Here is a 19,991-nt window from a genome sequence, read left to right on the forward strand (position 1 = left end):
GGAATCGCGCGCCTGCCTCAGCGCGCCTCGCAGATGACGTGATCTTCCGCCTGCCGGCAGAGGAAGTCGCCCGGCGGCGGCGATACGCCTGCCCGTCGCGCCAGTGCGATGGTCGCGCGCGTCTCCCACGACCTGCCGGCGATGCCGCACCACAGCGACTCCACGGGCATGCGGTCCTCGCTGCCGTTCAGCAGGAAGATCGCGCCGCTCGCCGTATCCGCCCAGAGATCGAAGGCGATGCTGCCGCCAGCCTCCGCTCGGCCGAGATCGAGCGAATGCCAGTGCGCGATGGCGCTCGCGCAGGCCATGGAGGCCGGGCCGGCGTTGGCGAATGTCATCGGCACGCGCGTGAGCCCCTCGCGGCCGCGAGGCGCCGGGCGACCTTCCTCCGCAACGGCCCCGCCCGCAAGCATGACTGCAAACGCGGCCGCAAGCGGCGGAACGGGAGAAAACTGCATCCGACACCTCCGGAAAAACAGAAAATTTCTTATCTTCTGTCCGACGATTCACCTAGAACCTGTCCTGTTTACGTTGAAAAAGGACAGGTTCTAGATTCTTTATTTTGAGCGCTTTCCGGGCAGGATACAGAGTTCGAGGGGTATGGTGGGCAGTTCCGTTTCAGGCGCCACGGCGCGGGAGGCGGTCGTTTCCCTGCGCGGGGTGACGAAGCGTTTTCCCGGCGTCGTGGCGAACGATCGCGTCAGCATCGATTTCCGGCCGGGTGAGGTTCACGTCCTGCTCGGCGAGAACGGCGCGGGCAAGTCAACGCTCGTTGCCATGCTCGCCGGCCTGCAGCGGCCGGACGAGGGCGGTATCGTCGTCGGTGGCGAGCCGATCGACATCTCCTCGCCGCGCAAGGCGCTCGATCTCGGCATCGGCACGGTGTTCCAGCATTCCATGCTCGTGCCCTCGCTGTCGCTCGTCGACAACTTCATCCTCGGTGGCCCATGGTGGAAGCGGCCGGACCGCGCCGGCGCGGCGGAGCGTATGCGCGCGCGGGCTGAAAGCATCGGGGTGCGGCTCGATCCGTTCGCACTCGCGGGCTCGCTCTCGCTGGGCGAGCGGCAGCAGGCGGAGATCGTCCGCGCGCTCATGCGCGGCAACCGCTGCCTGATTCTCGACGAGGCGACGGCCATGCTGACCCCGCGCGACGCCGAGCAGCTTGGCGCGCTGATGTGCCGTCTTGCGGCAGGCGGCCTCGCCGTCGTCTTCATCACGCACAAGCTCGACGAGGCAATTGCCTGGGGCGACAGGATATCGGTCCTGCGGCGTGGCCGCAACGTCGCTTCCCTGGGGCCGGAGGACCTGAAGGCGGGGGATGTAGCGGCTGTCACCGCCGGGCTCGTCCGCACCATGTTCGGCGCCGACGCGGCCGACGGGACGCGCGGCCCGGAAGGCCGGCGGCGCGCGACGCCCGCGGGGCCCGTCGTGCTGGCGGCCGGCGATCTCGCCATCGACGACGATGCCGTGCCGGTCAGCGGTGTCGGCTTCACGATCCGGGCGGGAGAAATCCTCGGCATCGCTGGCATCGATGGCAACGGGCAGAAGCAGCTCGCCGAGGCGCTCGCCGGCCAGCGGCCGATTCGCGCCGGCTCCCTCACCCTGAACGGCCGTCCCATCGACAGGGCCGGCGTCGGCGAGCGCCGCGCCCTCGGTTTGCGCTACGTCACTGACGACCGGTTGGGCGAAGGCACGGTCGGTCCGTTTTCCGTCGCCACCAATCTGGTGCTGAAGCAGATCGGCGAGGCGCCCTTCTGGCGCAAGGGTGTCGAGCAGCCAGCCGCGATTGCCGATCACGCCCGCCGCCGCGTCGGCGCGTTCGACGTGCGCACGCCCGGCGTCGGCACGCCGGTGGCGCGGCTGTCGGGCGGCAACATCCAGAAGGTGCTTCTCGCCCGGGAGCTGACGGGCACGGCGGAGGCCGTCGTTTTCGCCAAGCCCACCTACGGCCTCGACGTGCGGAACACCCACGCCACCCGCGGACGCATTCGCGAGGCGGCTGAGGCCGGATGCGCCGTGCTGCTTATCTCGACCGACATCGGGGAACTGCTCGAACTGGCCGACCGGATCGCCGTCATGTCCCGGGGCCGCATCGTCGGCACGGTCGACAACGACGCGGACGCGCGCCGCAGGATCGGCGAACTCATGAGCGGGACGACGCAATGAACGTGGAACGGACGACCCGATCCGCCGCATGGGCGCGCGCGGCGCTGTTCGCGCTCGGGCCGGTCGCTGTGGCGCTGCTCGCCGGCGCGCTGCTGCTGCTCGCCATGGGCGTCGATCCGCTGGCCTACTACGGCTATGTGGCTGGCCGTGGCCTGCTTTCCCCCTCTGGCCTGCAGGCGACGCTCACGCGCATGGGGCCGCTGCTGTTGATCGCGGCGAGCCTGATCGTCGCCTTCCGGGCGGGCATCTGGAATCTCGGTGGAGACGGACAGTTCCTGCTCGCCGCCGTGTCGGCCGCCGCCGCCGCGCCTGCGCTGGCGGCTCATGCGCCGGTCTGGCTCGTGCTGCCCGCCTGCCTGGTGCTGGGCGCCGCCGTGGCGGCGCTCTGGTCCCTGCTGCCGGCGCTGCTGCGCGCCTTTCAGGGCATCAACGAGATCATCACCACGCTGATGATGACGTTCCTTGGCGTGTCGCTCGCCAATGTCCTCATCAAGCTCGTTTTCCGCGATCCCGCGACGACCGTGCCGCAGACGCGCACGCTGCCGGTGGCGGACAGGCTGCCGCGCCTGTTCGACACCACCGTCTCCTCCGGCCTGCTGATCGGCCTTGTCGCCGTCGTGGCGGTGCATCTCGTCATGACCCGTACGGCATTCGGGCTGAAGCTGCGCACCGTCGGCGCCAATCCGGGCGCGGCGCTGCACGCGGGCCTGCCGGTGCCCATGCTCACCGTTGTCGTTTTCGGCATTTCCGCCGCCCTCGCCGGCCTCGCGGGCGCTGTCGACGTCCTCGGCACGCAGGGCAATGTGCGGGCGGACTGGAATCCCGCCTACAGCCTGACCGTGGTACCTCTCGTCTTTCTGGCGCGTTTCAACGGCTTCGGCACCATCGCCTTCGTCTTCCTGTTTTCCGTGCTGTCGATCGGCGGCGAGAGCGCGGCGCGGCGGCTCGGCGTGCCGGGCTACTTCTCCCTTGTCATCGTCGCGATCCTGCTGGTCGTGCTGGGCCTCGCCGAGTATCTCGACCAGCGCCGCCAGCGGAAGGGGGAGGACTGAGCATGGGCCTGTTCACCGAAGCCTTCGTCGCCTCGCTCGTGCTCGGCGCTGTCGTCGCGGGCGTTCCCTTGCTGCTCGGGGGGCTTGGGGAGCAATTGTCGGAGAAGGCCGGCGTTCTCAACATCGGCCTCGAAGGCATGATGCTGATCGGAGCCTACGCCGGCTTCGTGCTGGCCTACGAGACGGGATCGGCGGCGTCCGGCTTCCTCGCCGGCGCGGCGGGCGGCATGGCCGTGGCGGCCCTCATGGCGGTGCTGTGCGTCCGCCTCGGCCTCAACCAGATCGTTATCGGCATCGCGCTGACGCTGGGCGCCGAGGGCATCACGGCGCTTCTGCACAATGTGCGGTTCGCGACAACCTATCCGCGGCTCGATGCGCCGGAGACGCTGGCAATCCCCGTGCTGTCGCGCATTCCCGTGGTCGGCCCGGCGCTTTTCGACCGTCCGGCGATCGTCTATCTGGCGGTGCTGCTCGTCGGCATCATGATCTACGTCTACCGGTGCACCTATCTCGGCATCGCGCTTCAGGCGGCGGGCGACAGGCCTGCCGCGCTCGATGCCGCCGGTGTCGATGTCGTCGGCACGCGCACCGTCGCCGTTCTGTGCACGGGCCTGTTCGCCGGGCTTGCCGGCGCCTTCATGTCCATCGTCGCCAGCGGCGTCTTCGTTCCCTTCATGACGCATGGAAACGGCTTCATCGGCATCGTGCTCGCCATGCTGGCGCGCGGCAGGCCGCTGCGGGTGCTGGGCGGGGCGCTGCTGTTCGGCGTCTGCCTGTCCCTGACGACGGCGCTGCAGGTGGCTGGCGTCGACGTGCCGACGGACGTCATCCAGATGCTGCCCTTCGCCACGGTAATGCTCGTGCTGGTCGTCGCCGGCCGCCGCGCCAGCCTGCCGCCGGCGCTCGGGTCGAGTTACGAACGCGGCGCGCGCTGACGGTTTACCCGCCTGCGAAGACGAGCACGGGCTTCTCCCGGTACAGGTCGGAAAACAGCTTCGACAGGTTGTCGACCTTCGGTGCGTCGTTGATGACGATATAGGGCTGGCGCGGGTTTCGCGTCATGTAGTCCTGATGATAGTCCTCGGCGGGGAAAAATCCGTTCAGGGCTTCCACCTTCGTCGCGACGGGCTTCCGGTACGCGCCCGAGGCGTCGAGCTGCGCGATATAGGCCGCCACGACCTTGCGCTGGGCCTCGTTGGCGGGGAAGATGGCGGAACGGTACTGCGGCCCCACGTCCGGCCCCTGGCGCATGAGCTGGGTGGGATCGTGCGCGACGGAGAAGAAGATCTGCAGGATGCGCCCGAGGCTGATCTGGCGGGGATCGTAGGTCACCTCGACGGCTTCGGCGTGTTCGGTCTGCCCGGTCGACACCAGCGTGTAGCTCGCCGTCCGGGCATTGCCGCCCGCGTATCCCGACACGGCGGACGTCACACCCTTCACGTGCTGGAACACGCCCTGCACACCCCAGAAGCAGCCTCCCGCGAGCACGATGCTCGCGGACTGCATCTCCGCTGCCGGCAGGTCCTGCGCCGGCGGGTCGATCCGGAAGGCCTGCTCCGCCGTCAGCGCCGGCCCCGCGAGGAGCAGGAACCCCAGCGCCGCCAGCGCCGGCCACTTCCTGCCTGCTTTCCTGCTTGCCATGGTCCTCTCCTCCCTCATCCGAAGGTGAATGCGTAGGCGCTCGCGCCCGGTGCCAGAAACTCGATCTCGAACGTGCGTTCGCGAACCTCGCCCGTTGTGCGCACGAGTTGGTAAAGCCGCTGCTGGCGCACGGTGCCGTTGCCCTCGTCGTCGACGTCGAGGCCGTGGTCGGCGCCAGGCGGGTTGCCGTCGACGCGCACCCGGAACTGCACGGGCCGATCGTCGCCCTCGCTGCCGAGCACGAGGTTGAGATCGCGTGCATGGAAGCGGAATACGATCCGTCCGCCGGGCGCCCCGGTCTGCGCGGCCTCCGGCCCCACTGTCCAGCGTCCGTCCAGCGCCCACTGGTTGAGGGCGAGCTGGCCCGGCTTCGTGTAGGCGGCGCTGCCGTCCCTCGCCACCGGCTCGGCCGAGGCGAAATGATCCATGCGTGCGTAGCCGAGATAGGTTTCAGGCGAGCGGATATTGCCCCAGTCCGCCGCCTGCATCACCCCGCCCTGCACCGGCGACACAGTCGCGTCCTGCGCCGGCGGCACGGTGCCTGTTTCGGCCAGCAATTGCCGGATAACCTCCTCCGACTTCGCATAATCGCCCTCACCGAAGTGATGGTGGCGAATGTTGCCTTGCCCGTCGATGAAATAATGGGCGGGCCAGTAGCGGTTCTCCAGCGCGCGCCAGATGGCGTAGTCGTTGTCGATGGCCACGGGATAGGCGATGCCGAGCTGGCGCACCGCCGCGCGGACGTTGCCGATGTCCTTCTCGAAGGCGAACTCCGGCGCGTGGATGCCGATGACGACGAGCCCGCGGTCCCGGTACTTCTCCTCCCACGCCTTCACGTAGGGCAGCGTGCGCAGGCAGTTGATGCAGGAATAGGTCCAGACGTCCAGCAACACCACCTTGCCGCGCAGTTGCAGCGGCGTCAGCGGTTCGCTGTTCAGCCACGCGACAGCGCCGGAGAACGAGGGAATGCGCCCTTCCACCGGCAGGACGGAAGCCTCGCCGCCCTGAGGCTGCATGGCGCCGGGTGCCGCCATCATGGCGCTGCCGGGTGCCGCCATCATCGCCCCGCCCTGCATCATCGCGCCGCCCGCCATCATGGCGTTGCCCTGCATCATTGCACCGCCTTGCATCATGGCGTTGCCGGGCGCTGACGCCGTGTCCCCTTCTCCGCGCCCGCCGAGGCCGAGGCCGTTCATCAGCGCTTCCTCGATGCGCGTCGTGCTGGCCGTCGAGACGCGGGCGAGCACGCCGGTGTCGAGCCCCATCGAGATTGCGGCGACGGCCACGAGCACGGCGACGCCCGCGCCGCGCCGCAGCCCTTCCAGCGTGCCCATGCGCGCCCGGAGCGCCGCCAGAAGGCGCCCGCCCGCAAGCAGCGCCACAGCGAGGGAAGTCGCGGCGCCAGCCGCATAGGCGACGAGCAGCAGCGAGGTCTGCGCGTTCGCGCCCTGAAGGGCCGCGCCGGTGAGGATGAGCCCCAGGATAGGCCCCGCGCAGGGCGCCCACAGCAGGCCCGTCGCCACGCCGAGCAGGAGCGCGCCGCCGATGCTGTGGCCCTGCCCCGCGCGCCGGTTCAGCCGGTCGCCGGCGGCCACGAAGGGAGCCATCAGCCGATCGCCCAGCGACGGAAAGAGCAGCGCGAGTCCGAACAGCGCCATCAGAAGCAGCGCGATCCGCCGGCCCCAGGTATTCGCCTCCACCGCCCATCCGCCGGCGACGGCGGCGAGCGACGCGACGGCGGCGAAGGCCAGCGCCATGCCCGCGAGCATCGGCAACTGGAACCGCGCGAAGGAACGCCCCGTTCCCGCGAACACGAAAGGCAGCACGGGCAGGATGCAGGGGCTCGCGATGGTGAGGACACCGCCGAGATACGACAACAGAACCAGCATGCGGCTCTCCTCACGCCCCGGCGGGGGCGAACGTCAGCGCGAGGCCGTTGATGCAGTAGCGCAGGCCGGTGGGCGGCGGGCCGTCGTTGAAGACATGGCCCAGATGGCCACCGCATCGCCGGCAGTGCACCTCCGTGCGCACCATGCCGTAACTGGTGTCGAGGCGCGTGCCGACCGCCTGCTCCAGCGGCTGCCAGAAGCTCGGCCAGCCGGTGTGGCTGTCGAATTTCGTCGTGGAGGAAAAAAGCGGCACATCGCAACCCGCGCAATTGAACGCGCCTTCCCGATGCTCGTCGTTGAGCGGGCTGGTGAAGGCCTGTTCGGTGCCATGCCCGCGCAGGATGCTATACTGCGCCGCCGACAGGCGGGCGCGCCACTGCGCGTCCGTCAGACTGAAAGGAAAAGCTTCCTCTGGCGTTCGCGCGGCGGTCGGCGCCGTCAGGCGCCATGAAACCGCCGCTCCGCCGAGGACCGCCGCCGCTCCGAGGAGATACCTTCTGGAAATGGCCATGACCCGACTCCTGAGGCCCGCCTCCCGAACCCGCGCAGATGTTGGCACGGGCGGGTCCGGAAGTCCTCAGGCAAATTGTAACAAGTCCGTGTCGATGGCGTGCCTCAGCGCACGGCGGGAACGTAGAGGATGCCGCCCATGTTCCAGAGTTGGTTGAGGCCGCGCGGAATGGCGAGCTTCGAGCCCGTGCCGAGGTTGCGTTCGTAGATTTCCGCATAGTTGCCGGTGGCCTTCACGGCGCGGATGGCCCAGTCCGGAGCGAGGCCGAGCGCCTTGCCGAAATCGCCCTCCGCCCCCGTGAAGCGGCGCACGTCGGGCTTCTGCGACTTCAGCGCCTCGTCGATGGCCGCCGAGGAGATGCCGAGTTCCTCTGCGTTGACCAGCGCGAAGTTCACCCACTTGACGACGTTGAACCAGGCAAAATCGTCGTTGCGTACGACGGGGCCGAGCGGCTCCTTCGAGATCACGTCCGGCAGCACCACCGCGTCCGCCGGCCGCGCGAGACGCAGGCGCTCGCCGTAGAGGGCCGACTGGTCGCGGGTGAGCACGTCGCAGGTGCCGGACTCGAACGCGGCAAAAGCCTCTGCCGCGTTGGGGAAGGCTTTCTCCTCATACGTGATCGAATTGGCGCGGAAGAAGTCGGCCAGGTTGAGTTGCGTCGTCGTGCCGCTCTCGACGCAGATTTTCGCCTTGTCGAGTTCGAGCGCACCGTCGACGCCGAGCGCGCGGTTCGCCAGGAATCCCTGCCCGTCGTGGTAGGTGATGCCGGCGAAGGCGAGCCCGAGTTCCGCCTCGCGGCCGAGAGTCCACGTCGAGTTGCGCGACAGCAGATCGACCTTGCCGCTCTTCAGCGCCTCGAAGCGCGCGCTCGCCGAAAGCGGCGTGAACGCGACCTTTTCCGGATCGCCGAGGGTGGCGGCCGCGACGGCGCGGCAGAAATCGACGTCAAAGCCCGACCAGTGCCCCTGCGCATCCTGATCGGAAAAGCCGCTGATCCCTTCACTGACGCCGCAGTTGAGCGTGCCGCGCTGCTTCACGGTGTCGAGCGTGCCGGCCAGTCCCGGCGCCGCGAGCGCAAGGGAAAGGACGCCGGCCAGCCCGAAGGCAAGGCGGCTGTGCGGGCGGCGAAGGCGGTTTCCGGCGGTCTCGTTCATGCCCCTCGGGCTCCCTGTTTCGAAGTGCGGCCTGCGGTCGCTTTTACAGCGTCGCCTTGTGCCGGATGATGACCTTCGTTCCGACAGGAACGCGCTCGTAAAGATCGATCACATCGCCGTTGGCGAGGCGGAAGCAACCGGACGAGATGGCCTCTCCGATCGTCTCCGGCTGGTTGGTGCCGTGTATGCGGAACACCGTGGAGCCGAGATAAAGTGCGCGCGCACCCATTGGATTGCCTGGGCCGCCGGCCATGAAACGCGGCAGATAGGGCTGGCGCTGCAGCATTTCCGGCGGCGGACGCCAGTCCGGCCACTCGGACTTGCGGCTGACCTTGACGAGCCCCGACCACTGAAAGCCGTCGCGGCCGACACCGATGCCGTAACGCAGGGCGCGGTTGTTGCCCTGCACCACGTAGAGGAAGCGCTCCGACGTATGGATGACGACCGTGCCCGGCGCCTCGCTGGAGCGGAACAACACCATCTGGCGGGCATACGGCCCTTCCGTGATGATGACCTCCTCCGTCGAGACGCGGCCCGGCTCGTCGCTGATGTCCATCGTTTCCTCGAACGGCGGCTGCGCGGCCGCCGCCGGCTGGGCGCGCGCGGCGCCCGGGGCGGCGACGGCGAGCGCCAGCGCCACGCCGAGGCATGCAGCCCCCGCGAATGCCGTCCTCGAAAACGCCGTCCATGGGAAAGTCTTGCAGGTCGCGGTCATGCCTGTTCGGTCTCGTTTAGCTGCAGCGGATAAAGACGAAGGTGCCGTAGCGCCGGTGCGCGTCCGGATCGACGAAGCGCATGATCAGCTCGGTGTCGGTGGCTGAAAGGATTTGCCGGTCCTGCGGATCGCCGGCGGGCGCCTCGAAGCCGATATAGGTCGTGCCGTCGGCACCGGCCTTCAGCCGCAGCTCATAGATCTTGGCGTCGTCCGCGACATGCATCATCACGCCGTCGGTCGGTCCCAGGCTGATGACGTAGGGCTGGCGGCACTGCGCACGCGCCTCTGCCTCGGTCCGCTTGCGGTCCTTCTCGTTGTGGAAGGAGGCGATGCCCCAGCTGCCGACGATCGCCTCACGCGGCAACTGGGCCGGAGCCGGCCCCGTGTTCCGCGACATCGAGCCGCCACCGCAACCGGCGAGCAGGAGCGAAACCAGACATCCCGCGGCCATGGCCGCCTTGCCGAGATGCCCTTGCGTTCCACGCCACAAAACTGCGTCTCCCATCGCCCCTCCCGCATCGTTGGCATTCTTGTGCGGCAGGGCGCTGCGCAGCGCCTCCCATCCGCATCCGGCACCGGCGACTATATAGTCGAGTTGCGTCGTGTCAACGCGCCGGACCAGTCCTGAACACGGTTGTACAGATTAAATATAAATTCCGTGCAACAAAGAGAGCGGCTAGACTGCCGTTCTTCGCGCCTGCAATAGCAGCGTGCATCGCCTGCGTGCCGTTGACGCCGTGACGGCACCGCCTCATACAGAGAGATGAAACTGTCGGCATCCGGCAAGAAGCCGGAAGAGACATGGTCGAGGGGACTTGGTCGAGAGGACTTGGTCGAAGGGGCTTGGTCATGGTGGAGGCTGTGTCTGCAGGTGTCGCCAGAATCGCCGGGTTGCTTCTGCTGCTGTTGCTGATGTTCTGCGGCCACGCCGTCGCGCAAGGCGGGACGCCGCCGGCCGCGCCGGCGCATGAGGCCGCCGGCCAGCCGGTGCAGGTGCGCGCGTTGCTTGACCTGCTGGCCGACCCTGCGGTGCAGGACTGGCTGCGGCAGGCCCGGGAAACGGCCGCGCCGGCGGCGCCGGCGGCGGTTGCCGAACCGCGGCAGAACCCGCCCGCCAGCATCAGCACGTCCGCCAGCCTTGCGGAGCGCATTGCCCGCTCCCGTGCGCACGTACGGGAGATCGTGGCGGCGCTGCCGCATCTGCCGGCGCGGATGGCGGAGGCCGGCGACCGGCTGGCCGAGGCTGTCCACGGCAGCGACACCGAGCACGGCGGCGAACTTGCGTTGCTGGCGTTCGCCCTCGGCGCGGCCGGCGCGTTCGCCACGCGCAGACTGGGGAGCAACGCGACGCGCGCGTGGCAGCAAGCCCATCCCGATCCCCTGATCCGGCTTGGGCGGCTCGGCCTGCGGCTGCTGATCGCCGCCCTGCCCGCCCTGGCCTTCACGGCGGGCGTCCTGATCGCGCTCATGCTGTTCGAATGGCCGCCGGTGCTGAAGACCGTCGTGATCGCCTATGCGCTCGCGGTCGTCGCCATTCTGCTCGCCTATCACGTGCTGCGGGTGCTGCTCATCAATCCGGCGCCGCAACCGCAGCCGGCGGCCGAGGCCGGTAGCGGCGAGGAAGCCGCCCTCGCCGCTCCGGCAATGGCCGGGCCGGTCAACGGCGAGCTGGCGAAGGCCGTGTTCTGGCATCGCCGGCTGGTGCTGTTCATCGGCTGGTTCGTGCTCGCCGCCGCCACCATCGAAACCCTGGACGTGCTGGAAGTGCCGCGTGTTTCAGTGCAGGCATGCGCCTATCTGCTCGGCCTTGTCCAGCTGGCGATCGGTCTGGAGGCCGTCTGGCGGCGTCCGGCGGGCGAGGTCAGGAAACAGCTTGGAAAGCGCACCGTCAACATCCTGCTGACCGTGCTGGGTGTCGTTTTGTGGTGGCTTTCGGCGGTGAGGTTCAGCGGGCTGTTCTGGCTGCTGACCTTCGCCGTCGTGCTGCCGGTCACGATCAAGGCCATAGACTGGCGCGTCAAGCGCCTGCTTCGCCCGGCGGGCGGCGTCCAGGCGGGGTATGCCGGCGTGCTCGAAGTCTGCCTCAATCGCGGCGCGCGGCTGGTGCTGGTGGTCGGCGCGGTCTACTGGATGTCCCAGGTGTGGCACATCGATCTCATCGCCCTCACCGACCAGACCACGCCCCTGAAACGGCTGATGCGGGGCATCCTGAACGCCGTCATCACGCTCTTCCTTGCGGATTTCCTGTGGCAGCTGATCAAGGCGGCCATCGATGCGCGGTTGGCGCAGGCGGGGCCGCCGGGTGCGCATGGCGAGGATGCGCTGGTTGCCGCGGGCGAGACCGGCATCGGCCATGGCGACGATCCTGTGCGGCAGGCGCGCCTGCGCACGCTGCTGCCGATCTTCCGCAATATCCTGCTGGTAGTGATCGCGGTGATCGCCATTCTGATGGCGCTCTCCGGGCTCGGCATCGAGATCGGGCCGTTGATAGCGGGCGCGGGCGTCGTGGGCGTCGCCGTTGGCTTCGGCTCGCAAACGCTGGTCAAGGACGTGATCAGCGGCATCTTCTACCTGCTCGACGATGCCTTCAGGGTCGGCGAATACATCCAGAGCGGCAGCTACAAGGGCACGGTCGAGTCCTTCTCGCTGCGCTCCGTCAAGCTGCGCCACCATCGCGGTCCCGTCTACACCGTGCCCTTCGGCCAGCTCGGCGCGGTGCAAAACATGAGCCGCGACTGGGTGATGGACAAGTTCACCATCAATGTCGCCTACGACACCGATCTGGAAAAGGCGCGCAAGATCATCAAGAACATCGGCCAGCAGCTCGCGGAAGATCCGGAGCACGCGGCCAACATCCTGCAGCCGCTCAAGATGCAGGGTGTCGAGCAGTTCGGCGAATACGGCATTCAGATCAAATGCAAGATCATGACGCGGCCGGGCGAGCAGTTCATGATCCGCCGCATGGCGCTGCGACAGATCAAGCAGGCTTTCGACGAGGCCGGTATCCGCTTCGCGCTGCCGCAGGTGCACGTGGCCGGCAACGGCCCGGCCGGTAACGGCGATGCGGCCACGGCCGCTGCGGGGCAGATACGCGACAGCCTCGCCGCCGCGCGGGAACGCGAGGCTTGACCCGCGCGCGGCATCCCGACGCGCGCCGGTTTCATTCGCTCCGGGATGCGCCGGCGTGGCAGACGGCTTCGATGTTGTAGCCGTCCGGGTCGAAAACGAAAGCTGCGTAGTAGCGCGCATGATACTGGGGTCTTAGCCCCGGCGCGCCGTTGTCCCTGCCGCCGGCCGCCAGCGCTGCTGCGTGGAAGGCATCCACGGCGTCGCTGCTGGCGGCGTTGAACGCCACATGGACGAGCGGCGGAACCGGCTTGCCCCGGGCAATCCAGAGATCCCCGCCGGGATCGCCGGACTTCCCCTCCCCGTCCGATACGCCGAAGCCCGCCGCTTCCGGCAGTTCGGTCATCAACCGGTAGCCGAGCGGATGCAGGACGGCTTCATAGAACCGTTTGCTGCGGGCGAAATCAGAAACGATGATACTGATATGGTCCAGCACAGGTATCGTCTCCGGCAGGGATGAGAACGGCGCACACTTACCCCATCCCGGCCGGAAACGCCACCGTCACACGGCCGCGCGCACGGCGAACTTTGTCCGGACGCCGGCGAAGACGGTCATCGACGCCAGGCAGAGCACGACGCCGCTCAGCATGAAGACGGTACCGACGCCCGTCGCGTCGACGATCAGCCCGCCGACCGCCGCACCCGTGGTGATCGCCAGATTGATCGCGGCGACGAGAAGGCCGCCCGCCGTTTCCGCCTCGTCGGGCACCGCGCGGGCGATCCAGGCGGACCATCCGACGGGAATCGTGCCGAAGGCCAGGCCCCACAGCGCGATGATCGCCGCGTCCGTCTCGACATGGCCGCCGTACCCGACGAGCATGAACGCCAGCGCTCCGATGACGAGCGGCGTCGCGGCAAGCGTCAGGCGCATGGAGTGCTGCAGCAGCCACCCGCCGAGATAATTGCCGAGGAAGCTCGCGATGCCGAATGCGAACAGCATGATCGAGATGCCGGTCACGTCGGTATTGGTGACCGATTCGAGGAACGGCCTGACATAGGTGAACATCGCCATATGGCCGCCGAACACGAGCAGCGCGGCGACCAGCGCGATGGCGATGTGGCGGCGGGACAGCAGCTCGCCCAACGTTCCGAATCGCGAGAGGCTGCGCGAAGGCATCGCCGGCAGACTCGCGAACTGGACGATCACGGTGACGAGGCCGAGAACCGCCGCCACGAGGAACACGGACCGCCATCCCCACAGATCGCCGAAATAGCTGCCCAGCGGCGCGGCGAATATTGTGGCCGCGGAGACGCCGGACACGACCATCGCGAGCGCACGCGGCACATGGTGTTCCGGCACCAGCCGCATGACCGTGGCTGTCGACAGCGCCCAGAAACCGCCTAGCGCCACGCCGAGCAGGACGCGCCCTGCAAGCAGCAATGGCAGGTTGGGAGACAGCGCGACGACAAGGTTCGAAATAATCAGCAGGATCGAAAATCCCATGAGCACGATGCGCCGGTCCAGCCGGCGCGTCAGCACCGCGATCAGCAGGCTGCTGAGGACGGCGGTGACCGCCGTCGCCGTCACGGCCTGCCCGGCCATTCCCTCGGTGATCCCGAGGTCCCTCGCCATCGGCGTCAGCACGCTCGCCGGGAGGAACTCGGCCCCCACGAGGCCGAATACGCCAAGGCCCATCGAGACCACAGCCGCCCAGGCGGGTTCGGACTGAAGCTCCGGCTCGGACTCGTACTCGGGCTCGGGTGTGCGACTGTCGTTCATTGCTGTAGCGTTGCCCACATTCGGGCTCCCTTGCTTGAGGAGTGAATGGGGAGCATGTGGGTGGCGCTTCCGGACGATCTATGCCATTTTCGCCGAACTATGTAACCGATACTCCGGAAGTCGCGAGGAGGAGCCCCACCCCATGGATCTTGTGAGCGAGCTGCTGTCGGGCATGCGCCTTCGCGGCGCGAGCTACAGCAAGCTGCGGCTGGCGCCGCCCTTCGGCATCGGCTTCGCACCCACGGACGACGCGCATTTCCACTTCGTCGCGACCGGTACGCTCCGCTTGCGCCCGGCGGACGGCGAGATGACCGGTCTGAGCTGCGGCGACGCCGTGCTGCTGCCGCGCGGCGATGCACACGCCCTCGTTTCGGCGCCGGGCGCGAGGGTTCGCCCCTTCGACAGCTACGAGACCGTTCCCCTCTGCAGCAACATCTGCATGATCGACGATCTCGCGCAAAAGGCGTGCGAGAACGGCGAGACGCTGATCTTCTCCGGCCGGATGCAGTTTGAGCTGGATACGCTGCATCCGCTGGTCAGCCTGATGCCGCAGGTTCTGTCGGTGCGTGCGCTGACGGGCCGCCAGCCGGAACTCCACCCCCTGCTCGCGGCGATGGAGCGGGAGATGGCGGCCGAGCGCGCCGGCGCTGCGGGCATTCTGGCGCGGCTCGCGGATGTGGTGGCGGCGAGCATCGTCCGCGGCTGGGTCGAGGGCGGTTGCGGCGATGCCACGGGCTGGGTCGAGGCGCTGCGCGATCCGCGCCTCGGCCGCGTGATCGCGGCGCTGCACCGCAAGCCCGGCCATGACTGGACGATCGAGGAAATGGCTGCGGAGATGGGCAGTTCGCGCTCGGTGTTCGCGGAGCGGTTCGTCGCCGTCACCGGGACCACGCCGTCCCGCTACCTGCTCGCGCTGCGGATGCGCCTCGCCGCCCGGTGGATCGGTAATGACGGCCTGTCGATCGATGGCGCCGCGCGGCGTCTCGGCTACGGCTCGCGCGCCGCATTCAGCCGTGCCTACAAACGGGCGACCGGCACCTCGCCCGGGCAGTTGCGGCGCGCCGGCGACCCGGCGCTCGAAGAGGAACGATCCGCCGTCCCGTCCTGAGGCCGCCATGCCGGCGCATCGCCGCCGGGCGGGAACGCCTCATGCCGCTTCCTGCCGCGCGATCTCAAGCCACGCCCGCGAGCTGTGGGAGAGATAGGCGCCGTGCCGCCAGATCAGGGCCATGTGCCAGTCCGTCAGCGGGTCCTGCAGCGGCACCGCCTTGACCTGCGCATGGGGGCGCTGGCCGGCGATCATGCGCGGCAGGAAGGCGATGCCGAGACCGGCAGCGACGAGGCCGACGATGAAGTCTATCTGGCTGCTGCGCGCCGCGATGGTGGGCGCGATGTCGTTGCGCTTGAAGAAGTCCATGATGATGCGGTTCAGGCCGAAACCGCTTTCGAACAGGATGAACGACTGCCGACGCAGGATGTCGACATCGATCGCAGGCGACTGCGCGAGTTCGTGGTTCGCGGGGACAAGGGCCATCAGCGGCTCGATCCGCACGCTCTGCCATTCGAAATCGTCGGAAACAGGCAACAGGGATGCCGCCAGATCGATCTCGCCCGAGAGCAGGATTTCCTCAAGCCTGTCGCTGCCTTGCTCGACAAGCCTGATGTCGATCCCCGGATAGAGCTGGCGATAGCGGGCGAAAAGCGGCGCGAACAGGATGCTGCTGCCGATGCGCGGCAGGCCGAGCCGCAGGGTGCCGCTGTTCAGCCCGCGCAGTTCGCCGATCTCGGCGAACATGTCGTCCCGCTCCGCCAGAATGCGCTGGGCGCGGCGATAGACGATCTCGCCCGTCTCCGTCAGCACGCTGCGATGGCCGACGCGGTCGAAGAGCGGCGCGCCGACTTCGTCCTCCAGCCGCCGCACGGCCTTGCTGACCGTCGACTGCGTGGAAAAGACCGTCTTTGCCGCCCGGGAAAAGCCACCTTGCCGGACGACCTCGACGAATGCATGCAGGACACGCAGTTCCATGGTGCGCTTTCAGCTCTCTTCATTCCGGATTGGAATTTCCAGAAGTCCTTTAATTCATTTGAAGAATGATTTGCCGTCACCTACCTTCTGTCAAGCAGCCGTTTCATTCCGTTTCGCATTTCCCCGGTCGAGTGTCCATTATGTCCGCCTTCAACGCCGCCGCCAGCAACGCCATGTCCTTCGTGCGCCGCGGCCTGCCTGAAAACAGGTGGGCGCAGGCGGCCGTTCTCGTTGCCTTCTGGCTGGCGGGGGAAGGCGCCGTCCGCCTGCTGCCGATACCGCTGCCGGGCAGTCTTCTCGGTCTCACGGCGCTGCTCGTGCTGCTGTCGACCGGCTGGCTGCGGCTGTCGCGCGTGCAGCGCGGGGCGGAGTGCTTCCTGTCGGACATGCTTCTGTTCTTCGTGCCGGCCGTGCTCGCCATCATGGATCACCGCGAGTTCCTGAGCCTGCTCGGCGTGAAGGTGCTTGTCGTCATCCTCGCCAGCACCGTGACCGTGATGATCGTGACCGCGCTGACCGTGGACCTGTCCTACCGCTGGATTTCCCGCCATGAACATCGCGACGCAGTTGTGGAGTGATCCCCTCGCCCGGGCGGCGTTCTGGTCTGTGACGACCATCGTCTTCTACCTGTTCACGAAAGCACTCTATCGCCGCTGGCCACGCTGGTGGCTGCTGCCGATGGGCTCCACGCCGGCGCTGCTCGTCGTCGCCATGCTTCTGCTCGACGCCAGCTATGCCGACTACATTCGCGGCACGCACTGGCTCATGGCTCTGCTCGGCCCGACGGTCGTCGCTTTCGCGGTGCCGATCTACCAGCGTCGGGCGCTGATCAGGCGTCACTGGCCCGTGCTGGCGCTCGGCATGGTCGTGGGCAGCATGACGGCGCTGGCGTCGTCGTGGGCCATCGCCACGGTGTTGGGGCTTGACGGCACCCTGCGGCTCAGCCTGCTGCCGCGCTCCATCAGCACGCCATTCGCCATGACGGTGTCGAGCGAGATCGGCGGCATCCCGGACCTGACGGCGGTGTTCGTCGTCGCGACCGGCGTGGCGGGGGCAGCCATCGGCGGCGTCCTGCTGTCATGGCTGCCGCTGCGGTCGAGCATCGCGCGCGGCTCGCTGTTCGGCATGGGTGCGCACGGCGCGGGAACAGCGAGGGCCTACGAGGTCGGCGCGGAGGAAGGCGCCGTCGCCGGCCTCATCATGGTGCTGGTGGGCCTGCTCAACGTCCTCATCGCGCCGGTTCTCGTCCATGCGTTCCAGTGATCGGGAGGCCGACGCGGCCTCCCTTTCTTCCGGCGCCTGGCGTCAGCGCCCTGCTTCCGCCGTCTGCGCGTCCTCGGCCCAGCAGAAGAACTTCGAAGTGTGGCCGATGCCGGGGTTGAAGACGTTGCAGGGGTCGAGGCCGCGGTAGAACGCCTTCAGCGCCGGCTTCGCGTGATAGAGATGCCCGACGTTGTGCTCCGCCGGGTATTCTGCGCCGCGCCCGTCGAGCAGCTTCCACATCCCGTGCTCGATCTGCAGCGGATCGTGCCCCTTCCGGACGATGTAGTCCTGATGGAAGACGTGGCAGAAGAAGTGCCCGTAATAGAGTTTGCTGACGAGCTTGTCCTCGATGTCCGCGGGAAGTTGTTCGAACCAGTCCTGGTCGTTGCGCCGCAGGGCGATGTCGAGTGCGACGATATCCTCGACCGTGCTCCTGTGCGTTTCGCGATAGCGGATCGCGGCGCTCGCCACGGCGAAGCGGTGCAGGAACGCCTTGCGGCCCTCATTGTCGTCGCACTCGAAGAAGTCGCCGTCGTTCGTGGCGAAGAAGGTTTTCAGAAAGTCCCGCGTCCCGTCGGCAGTGTCCAGCGAGACCCGGAGCAGCAGGTGGTGTTCGTAGCGGTCGCGGAATTCCTTCATCCGCGCCGGCAGATGGCCGGGCAGCAGCGACACCGCCGCCTGCAGGACCTTGTCGGTGAAGCCGCGCAGGCCGATGCCCTCGAAGAAGGCGTCCATCCGGCTTTTCAGCGCGAAGGCGCGTGGCATGTATTCCGTCCCCAACCGGTCGATGATCAGGAAGATGTCCTTGCCGTAGGTCTCGCCGATGTCGAAGGCGTCGCGGTGGATGTACTCGCCGGAGACCGGCAGCGTCGAGAAGGCCGTCAGCATGTGGCGGCGCACGCCGGTGAGGCTGCGTGTGTCGTTGGCGCCGATGTAGAAGACCCGGCTCTTCTCCATCGGAAACGTATCGAGCCGCACGGCGAACAGCGCGAGCTTCCCGGCCGAGCCGGAAGCCTCGAAAAGCCGGCCGGGATCGGCATTGAAGCGCGCCGGCGTGTCGGCATCGACCTGCCGCACGTGATCGCCGTAACCGTGGTCGGATGCGGCGAGACCGTCGTCGTGAACGATATCCTCCGGGCGGTAATCGCCCTTCTCCAGCCGTTCGAGGATTTCCTCCGGCGCGTCGCCGAGCGCCACGCCGAGATGGTTGACGAGGCCGAGCGCGCCGCTCTCGTCCACCCGCGCATAGAGCGCGAGTTGCGTGAAGGCGGGGCCGCGCCGCACCAGCGCGCCGCCCGAATTGTTGCACACGCCGCCCAGAACCGACGCACCGATGCACGACGAGCCAATGACAGAATGCGGCTCGCGTCCCAGCGGCTTCAGTGTCTTTTCCAGGTTGTCGAGGGTCGCGCCAGGCAGGCAGATGACCTGCCGCCCCTCGTCGATCACCTGAATCCCGGTAAGCCGCTGGGTGCTGATCAGCACGATCTCGCGGTCATAGGTGTTGCCGTCCGGCGTGGAGCCGCCGGTCAGGCCCGTATTGGCTGCCTGCATGAGGACGATCTTGCCGGCCGCGACCGCCGCCTGCAGGACGCGCCACTGCTCGACGAGCGTGCCGGGTCGCACCACCGCGAGGACATCGCCCTCGCCGAAGCGGTAGCCCTTGCGGAAGCGCCGCGTCTGCCGCGCGCCGGTGAGGACGTTGCTGCTGCCGACGATGCTCCCGAACTTTTCCAGAAGCGCCTGGTTGCTGACGGCGGATGTGCTCATGAGACCTTGTCCTGTATCGCCCTTCCGGCACGCGAGGCGCCGGCGCGGCTCAGGCCCGGCGTCCGGCAACGTTTCATCTTTCTGGCACAGCCCGGCCGGCTTGGCCACACGCCCGCGGCAACATTGGAGCGTTTTCAGGCAAGGCCGGGAACCGTGCCTGGATCCGCTCCCGTCAGTTCTCGACCTCGACTTCCACCAGAACTGCGTCGTGGCGCCAGTATTCTAGGTCGCAGTCCTTCGCGCGGCCGCTTGCTTCGTGGTTGACGCGCCGCACCAGCAGCGCTGGGCCACCGTTCGCGAGGCGGAGCACCTTGGCGGCATCGTTCCGCACCGCCGTCGGAATGATCTGATACCGCATGCGCCCGTAGTGGAAGCCGTATCTGTCGCGGTACAGCTCCGTCAGCGAGCCCGACAGATCCTGCTCGAACAGATCGGGAAACACGGTGGGGCTGAAATAGTGCTCGACGTAAAGCACGGGCCGGCCGTCTATGGAGCGCACGCGGCGGATGCAGGCGAGTTCCGTTTCCGCTGCAAGCTCCAGCAGTTCCGACACCTGCTGAGGCGCGGGCGTGAGGCGCTTGTCGATGACCCGTGTGCTGGGCCGCCGCCCCTGCTCCACGGCGGACTGTGTGAAATGCCCCCGTGACTGCGGGTTATAGAGAAAGCGCGGCGGCGACACGTACCATCCCCGGTTCGTCTCCCGGTAGATCAGGCCCTCCGCCTCCAGTTGCACGAGACATTCGTGCAACGACACGCGCGGCATCTCGAACTCGTTGCTCAACTCCCGCTCGGAAGGCAGACGCTGCCCCGGTCCGTAGAGCTGCTTCTGAATGCGCTTACGAACTTCAAGCTGTACGGCCCCGAGACGGCCGCGGATTTCACCCCTCACCCCAACTCTGCTCATCAGCAACTCCGGCAGGAAAACGACGACTTGTCATCCGGCATTCAAAGAGCACGA

General features: G+C 67.8%; 19 protein-coding genes. 7 read left to right on the plus strand and 12 right to left on the minus strand.

Annotated elements, in window-relative coordinates; genetic code table 11:
- Nucleotides 1–17 precede the first annotated feature (17 nt).
- Nucleotides 18–458 (minus strand): hypothetical protein, encoded by a 441-nt coding sequence (locus tag FHS82_RS12560; protein WP_166953266.1) that lies wholly within the window; start codon nt 456–458, stop codon nt 18–20.
- Between the two features lie 142 nt (nt 459–600).
- On the opposite strand from FHS82_RS12560, the gene FHS82_RS12565 reads away from it, so the two are divergent.
- Genes FHS82_RS12565 through FHS82_RS12575 form a run of 3 tightly spaced genes read left to right on the plus strand, consistent with a single transcriptional unit; the run spans nt 601 to nt 4,153 of the window.
- A complete protein-coding gene (locus FHS82_RS12565; RefSeq protein WP_166953269.1) occupies nt 601–2,166 on the plus strand; it encodes a putative B6 ABC transporter ATP-binding protein in 1,566 nt (521 codons plus the stop codon).
- A complete protein-coding gene (locus tag FHS82_RS12570; RefSeq protein WP_166953273.1) occupies nt 2,163–3,218 on the plus strand; it encodes a putative B6 ABC transporter permease subunit 2 in 1,056 nt (351 codons plus the stop codon). Before FHS82_RS12565 ends, FHS82_RS12570 begins: the two co-directional genes overlap by 4 nt.
- Before the next feature lie 2 nt (nt 3,219–3,220).
- Nucleotides 3,221–4,153, plus strand: coding sequence for a putative B6 ABC transporter permease subunit 1 (locus FHS82_RS12575; RefSeq protein WP_166953276.1), 933 nt, complete (start codon nt 3,221–3,223; stop codon nt 4,151–4,153).
- A gap of 4 nt (nt 4,154–4,157) precedes the next feature.
- On the opposite strand, the gene msrA is transcribed toward FHS82_RS12575, so the two are convergent.
- The 6 genes from msrA to FHS82_RS12605 form a co-directional block, all read right to left on the minus strand.
- The gene (gene msrA, locus FHS82_RS12580; protein ID WP_208394211.1) at nt 4,158–4,859 is read right to left on the minus strand and encodes a peptide-methionine (S)-S-oxide reductase MsrA; all 702 of its coding nucleotides are present in this window, start codon (nt 4,857–4,859) and stop codon (nt 4,158–4,160) included.
- Between the two features lie 14 nt (nt 4,860–4,873).
- Entirely contained in the window at nt 4,874–6,748 is a 1,875-nt protein-coding gene (locus FHS82_RS12585) for a cytochrome c biogenesis protein DipZ (RefSeq protein WP_166953295.1), read from the minus strand.
- 10 nt (nt 6,749–6,758) lie between these two features.
- Entirely contained in the window at nt 6,759–7,259 is a 501-nt protein-coding gene (gene msrB / locus FHS82_RS12590; RefSeq protein ID WP_166953298.1) for a peptide-methionine (R)-S-oxide reductase MsrB, read from the minus strand.
- Nucleotides 7,260–7,363: 104 nt separating this feature from the next.
- Nucleotides 7,364–8,413: an amino acid ABC transporter substrate-binding protein gene (locus FHS82_RS12595; protein WP_166953301.1), complete on the minus strand. Its 1,050-nt coding sequence runs from the start codon at nt 8,411–8,413 to the stop codon at nt 7,364–7,366.
- Between the two features lie 43 nt (nt 8,414–8,456).
- Nucleotides 8,457–9,128: a L,D-transpeptidase gene (locus FHS82_RS12600; protein WP_246225317.1), complete on the minus strand. Its 672-nt coding sequence runs from the start codon at nt 9,126–9,128 to the stop codon at nt 8,457–8,459.
- A 16-nt stretch (nt 9,129–9,144) separates the two neighbouring features.
- Complete coding sequence (locus tag FHS82_RS12605; RefSeq protein ID WP_166953305.1) at nt 9,145–9,633, minus strand: hypothetical protein; 489 nt, start codon at nt 9,631–9,633, stop codon at nt 9,145–9,147.
- Between the two features lie 344 nt (nt 9,634–9,977).
- Here FHS82_RS12605 and FHS82_RS12610 point away from each other — a divergent pair, with 344 nt between their 5' ends.
- Nucleotides 9,978–12,257, plus strand: coding sequence for a mechanosensitive ion channel family protein (locus tag FHS82_RS12610; RefSeq protein ID WP_166953307.1), 2,280 nt, complete (start codon nt 9,978–9,980; stop codon nt 12,255–12,257).
- A 31-nt stretch (nt 12,258–12,288) separates the two neighbouring features.
- Here the strand turns inward: FHS82_RS12610 and FHS82_RS12615 are convergent, their stop codons facing one another.
- Both FHS82_RS12615 and FHS82_RS12620 read right to left on the minus strand, forming a co-directional pair.
- On the minus strand, nt 12,289–12,690 hold the full coding sequence (locus FHS82_RS12615; protein WP_166953311.1) for a VOC family protein: 402 nt from the start codon (nt 12,688–12,690) through the stop codon (nt 12,289–12,291).
- A gap of 66 nt (nt 12,691–12,756) precedes the next feature.
- Nucleotides 12,757–13,974, minus strand: coding sequence for an MFS transporter (locus FHS82_RS12620; RefSeq protein ID WP_166953314.1), 1,218 nt, complete (start codon nt 13,972–13,974; stop codon nt 12,757–12,759).
- Nucleotides 13,975–14,116: 142 nt separating this feature from the next.
- On the opposite strand from FHS82_RS12620, the gene FHS82_RS12625 reads away from it, so the two are divergent.
- Complete coding sequence (locus FHS82_RS12625; protein WP_166953318.1) at nt 14,117–15,082, plus strand: AraC family transcriptional regulator; 966 nt, start codon at nt 14,117–14,119, stop codon at nt 15,080–15,082.
- 39 nt (nt 15,083–15,121) lie between these two features.
- Here FHS82_RS12625 and FHS82_RS12630 read toward each other — a convergent pair whose 3' ends face one another.
- Nucleotides 15,122–16,000, minus strand: coding sequence for a LysR family transcriptional regulator (locus FHS82_RS12630; RefSeq protein WP_166953322.1), 879 nt, complete (start codon nt 15,998–16,000; stop codon nt 15,122–15,124).
- 140 nt (nt 16,001–16,140) lie between these two features.
- On the opposite strand from FHS82_RS12630, the gene FHS82_RS12635 reads away from it, so the two are divergent.
- Complete coding sequence (locus tag FHS82_RS12635; RefSeq protein ID WP_377592034.1) at nt 16,141–16,578, plus strand: CidA/LrgA family protein; 438 nt, start codon at nt 16,141–16,143, stop codon at nt 16,576–16,578.
- Nucleotides 16,550–17,263 carry an LrgB family protein gene (locus tag FHS82_RS12640; protein ID WP_166953324.1) on the plus strand — a complete coding sequence of 238 codons (714 nt, stop codon included), beginning with the start codon at nt 16,550–16,552 and terminating at the stop codon, nt 17,261–17,263. Before FHS82_RS12635 ends, FHS82_RS12640 begins: the two co-directional genes overlap by 29 nt.
- Before the next feature lie 42 nt (nt 17,264–17,305).
- On the opposite strand, the gene dld is transcribed toward FHS82_RS12640, so the two are convergent.
- Together dld and FHS82_RS12650 are read right to left on the minus strand one after the other, a co-directional pair.
- Nucleotides 17,306–19,033 carry a D-lactate dehydrogenase gene (dld, locus tag FHS82_RS12645; protein ID WP_166953326.1) on the minus strand — a complete coding sequence of 576 codons (1,728 nt, stop codon included), beginning with the start codon at nt 19,031–19,033 and terminating at the stop codon, nt 17,306–17,308.
- A gap of 172 nt (nt 19,034–19,205) precedes the next feature.
- Complete coding sequence (locus FHS82_RS12650) at nt 19,206–19,937, minus strand: UTRA domain-containing protein (RefSeq protein WP_166953328.1); 732 nt, start codon at nt 19,935–19,937, stop codon at nt 19,206–19,208.
- Nucleotides 19,938–19,991: the final 54 nt, after the last annotated feature.

The organism is Pseudochelatococcus lubricantis (assembly GCF_011762225.1).
GTDB lineage: Bacteria > Pseudomonadota > Alphaproteobacteria > Rhizobiales > Beijerinckiaceae > Pseudochelatococcus > Pseudochelatococcus lubricantis.

Bases quoted from the DNA above. Each gene is read 5' to 3' on its own strand.
- FHS82_RS12560 (WP_166953266.1), bottom strand. From the start codon at position 458: ATGCAGTTTTCTCCCGTTCCGCCGCTTGCGGCCGCGTTTGCAGTCATG.
- FHS82_RS12650 (WP_166953328.1), bottom strand. From the start codon at position 19,937: ATGAGCAGAGTTGGGGTGAGGGGTGAAATCCGCGGCCGTCTCGGGGCC.
- msrB (WP_166953298.1), bottom strand. From the start codon at position 7,259: ATGGCCATTTCCAGAAGGTATCTCCTCGGAGCGGCGGCGGTCCTCGGC.
- FHS82_RS12605 (WP_166953305.1), bottom strand. From the start codon at position 9,633: ATGGGAGACGCAGTTTTGTGGCGTGGAACGCAAGGGCATCTCGGCAAG.
- FHS82_RS12565 (WP_166953269.1), top strand. From the start codon at position 601: ATGGTGGGCAGTTCCGTTTCAGGCGCCACGGCGCGGGAGGCGGTCGTT.
- FHS82_RS12585 (WP_166953295.1), bottom strand. From the start codon at position 6,748: ATGCTGGTTCTGTTGTCGTATCTCGGCGGTGTCCTCACCATCGCGAGC.
- FHS82_RS12635 (WP_377592034.1), top strand. From the start codon at position 16,141: ATGTCCGCCTTCAACGCCGCCGCCAGCAACGCCATGTCCTTCGTGCGC.
- FHS82_RS12640 (WP_166953324.1), top strand. From the start codon at position 16,550: ATGAACATCGCGACGCAGTTGTGGAGTGATCCCCTCGCCCGGGCGGCG.
- FHS82_RS12595 (WP_166953301.1), bottom strand. From the start codon at position 8,413: ATGAACGAGACCGCCGGAAACCGCCTTCGCCGCCCGCACAGCCGCCTT.
- FHS82_RS12610 (WP_166953307.1), top strand. From the start codon at position 9,978: ATGGTGGAGGCTGTGTCTGCAGGTGTCGCCAGAATCGCCGGGTTGCTT.
- FHS82_RS12620 (WP_166953314.1), bottom strand. From the start codon at position 13,974: ATGAACGACAGTCGCACACCCGAGCCCGAGTACGAGTCCGAGCCGGAG.
- FHS82_RS12630 (WP_166953322.1), bottom strand. From the start codon at position 16,000: ATGGAACTGCGTGTCCTGCATGCATTCGTCGAGGTCGTCCGGCAAGGT.
- FHS82_RS12600 (WP_246225317.1), bottom strand. From the start codon at position 9,128: ATGACCGCGACCTGCAAGACTTTCCCATGGACGGCGTTTTCGAGGACG.
- FHS82_RS12575 (WP_166953276.1), top strand. From the start codon at position 3,221: ATGGGCCTGTTCACCGAAGCCTTCGTCGCCTCGCTCGTGCTCGGCGCT.
- dld (WP_166953326.1), bottom strand. From the start codon at position 19,033: ATGAGCACATCCGCCGTCAGCAACCAGGCGCTTCTGGAAAAGTTCGGG.
- FHS82_RS12570 (WP_166953273.1), top strand. From the start codon at position 2,163: ATGAACGTGGAACGGACGACCCGATCCGCCGCATGGGCGCGCGCGGCG.
- FHS82_RS12625 (WP_166953318.1), top strand. From the start codon at position 14,117: ATGGATCTTGTGAGCGAGCTGCTGTCGGGCATGCGCCTTCGCGGCGCG.
- msrA (WP_208394211.1), bottom strand. From the start codon at position 4,859: ATGGCAAGCAGGAAAGCAGGCAGGAAGTGGCCGGCGCTGGCGGCGCTG.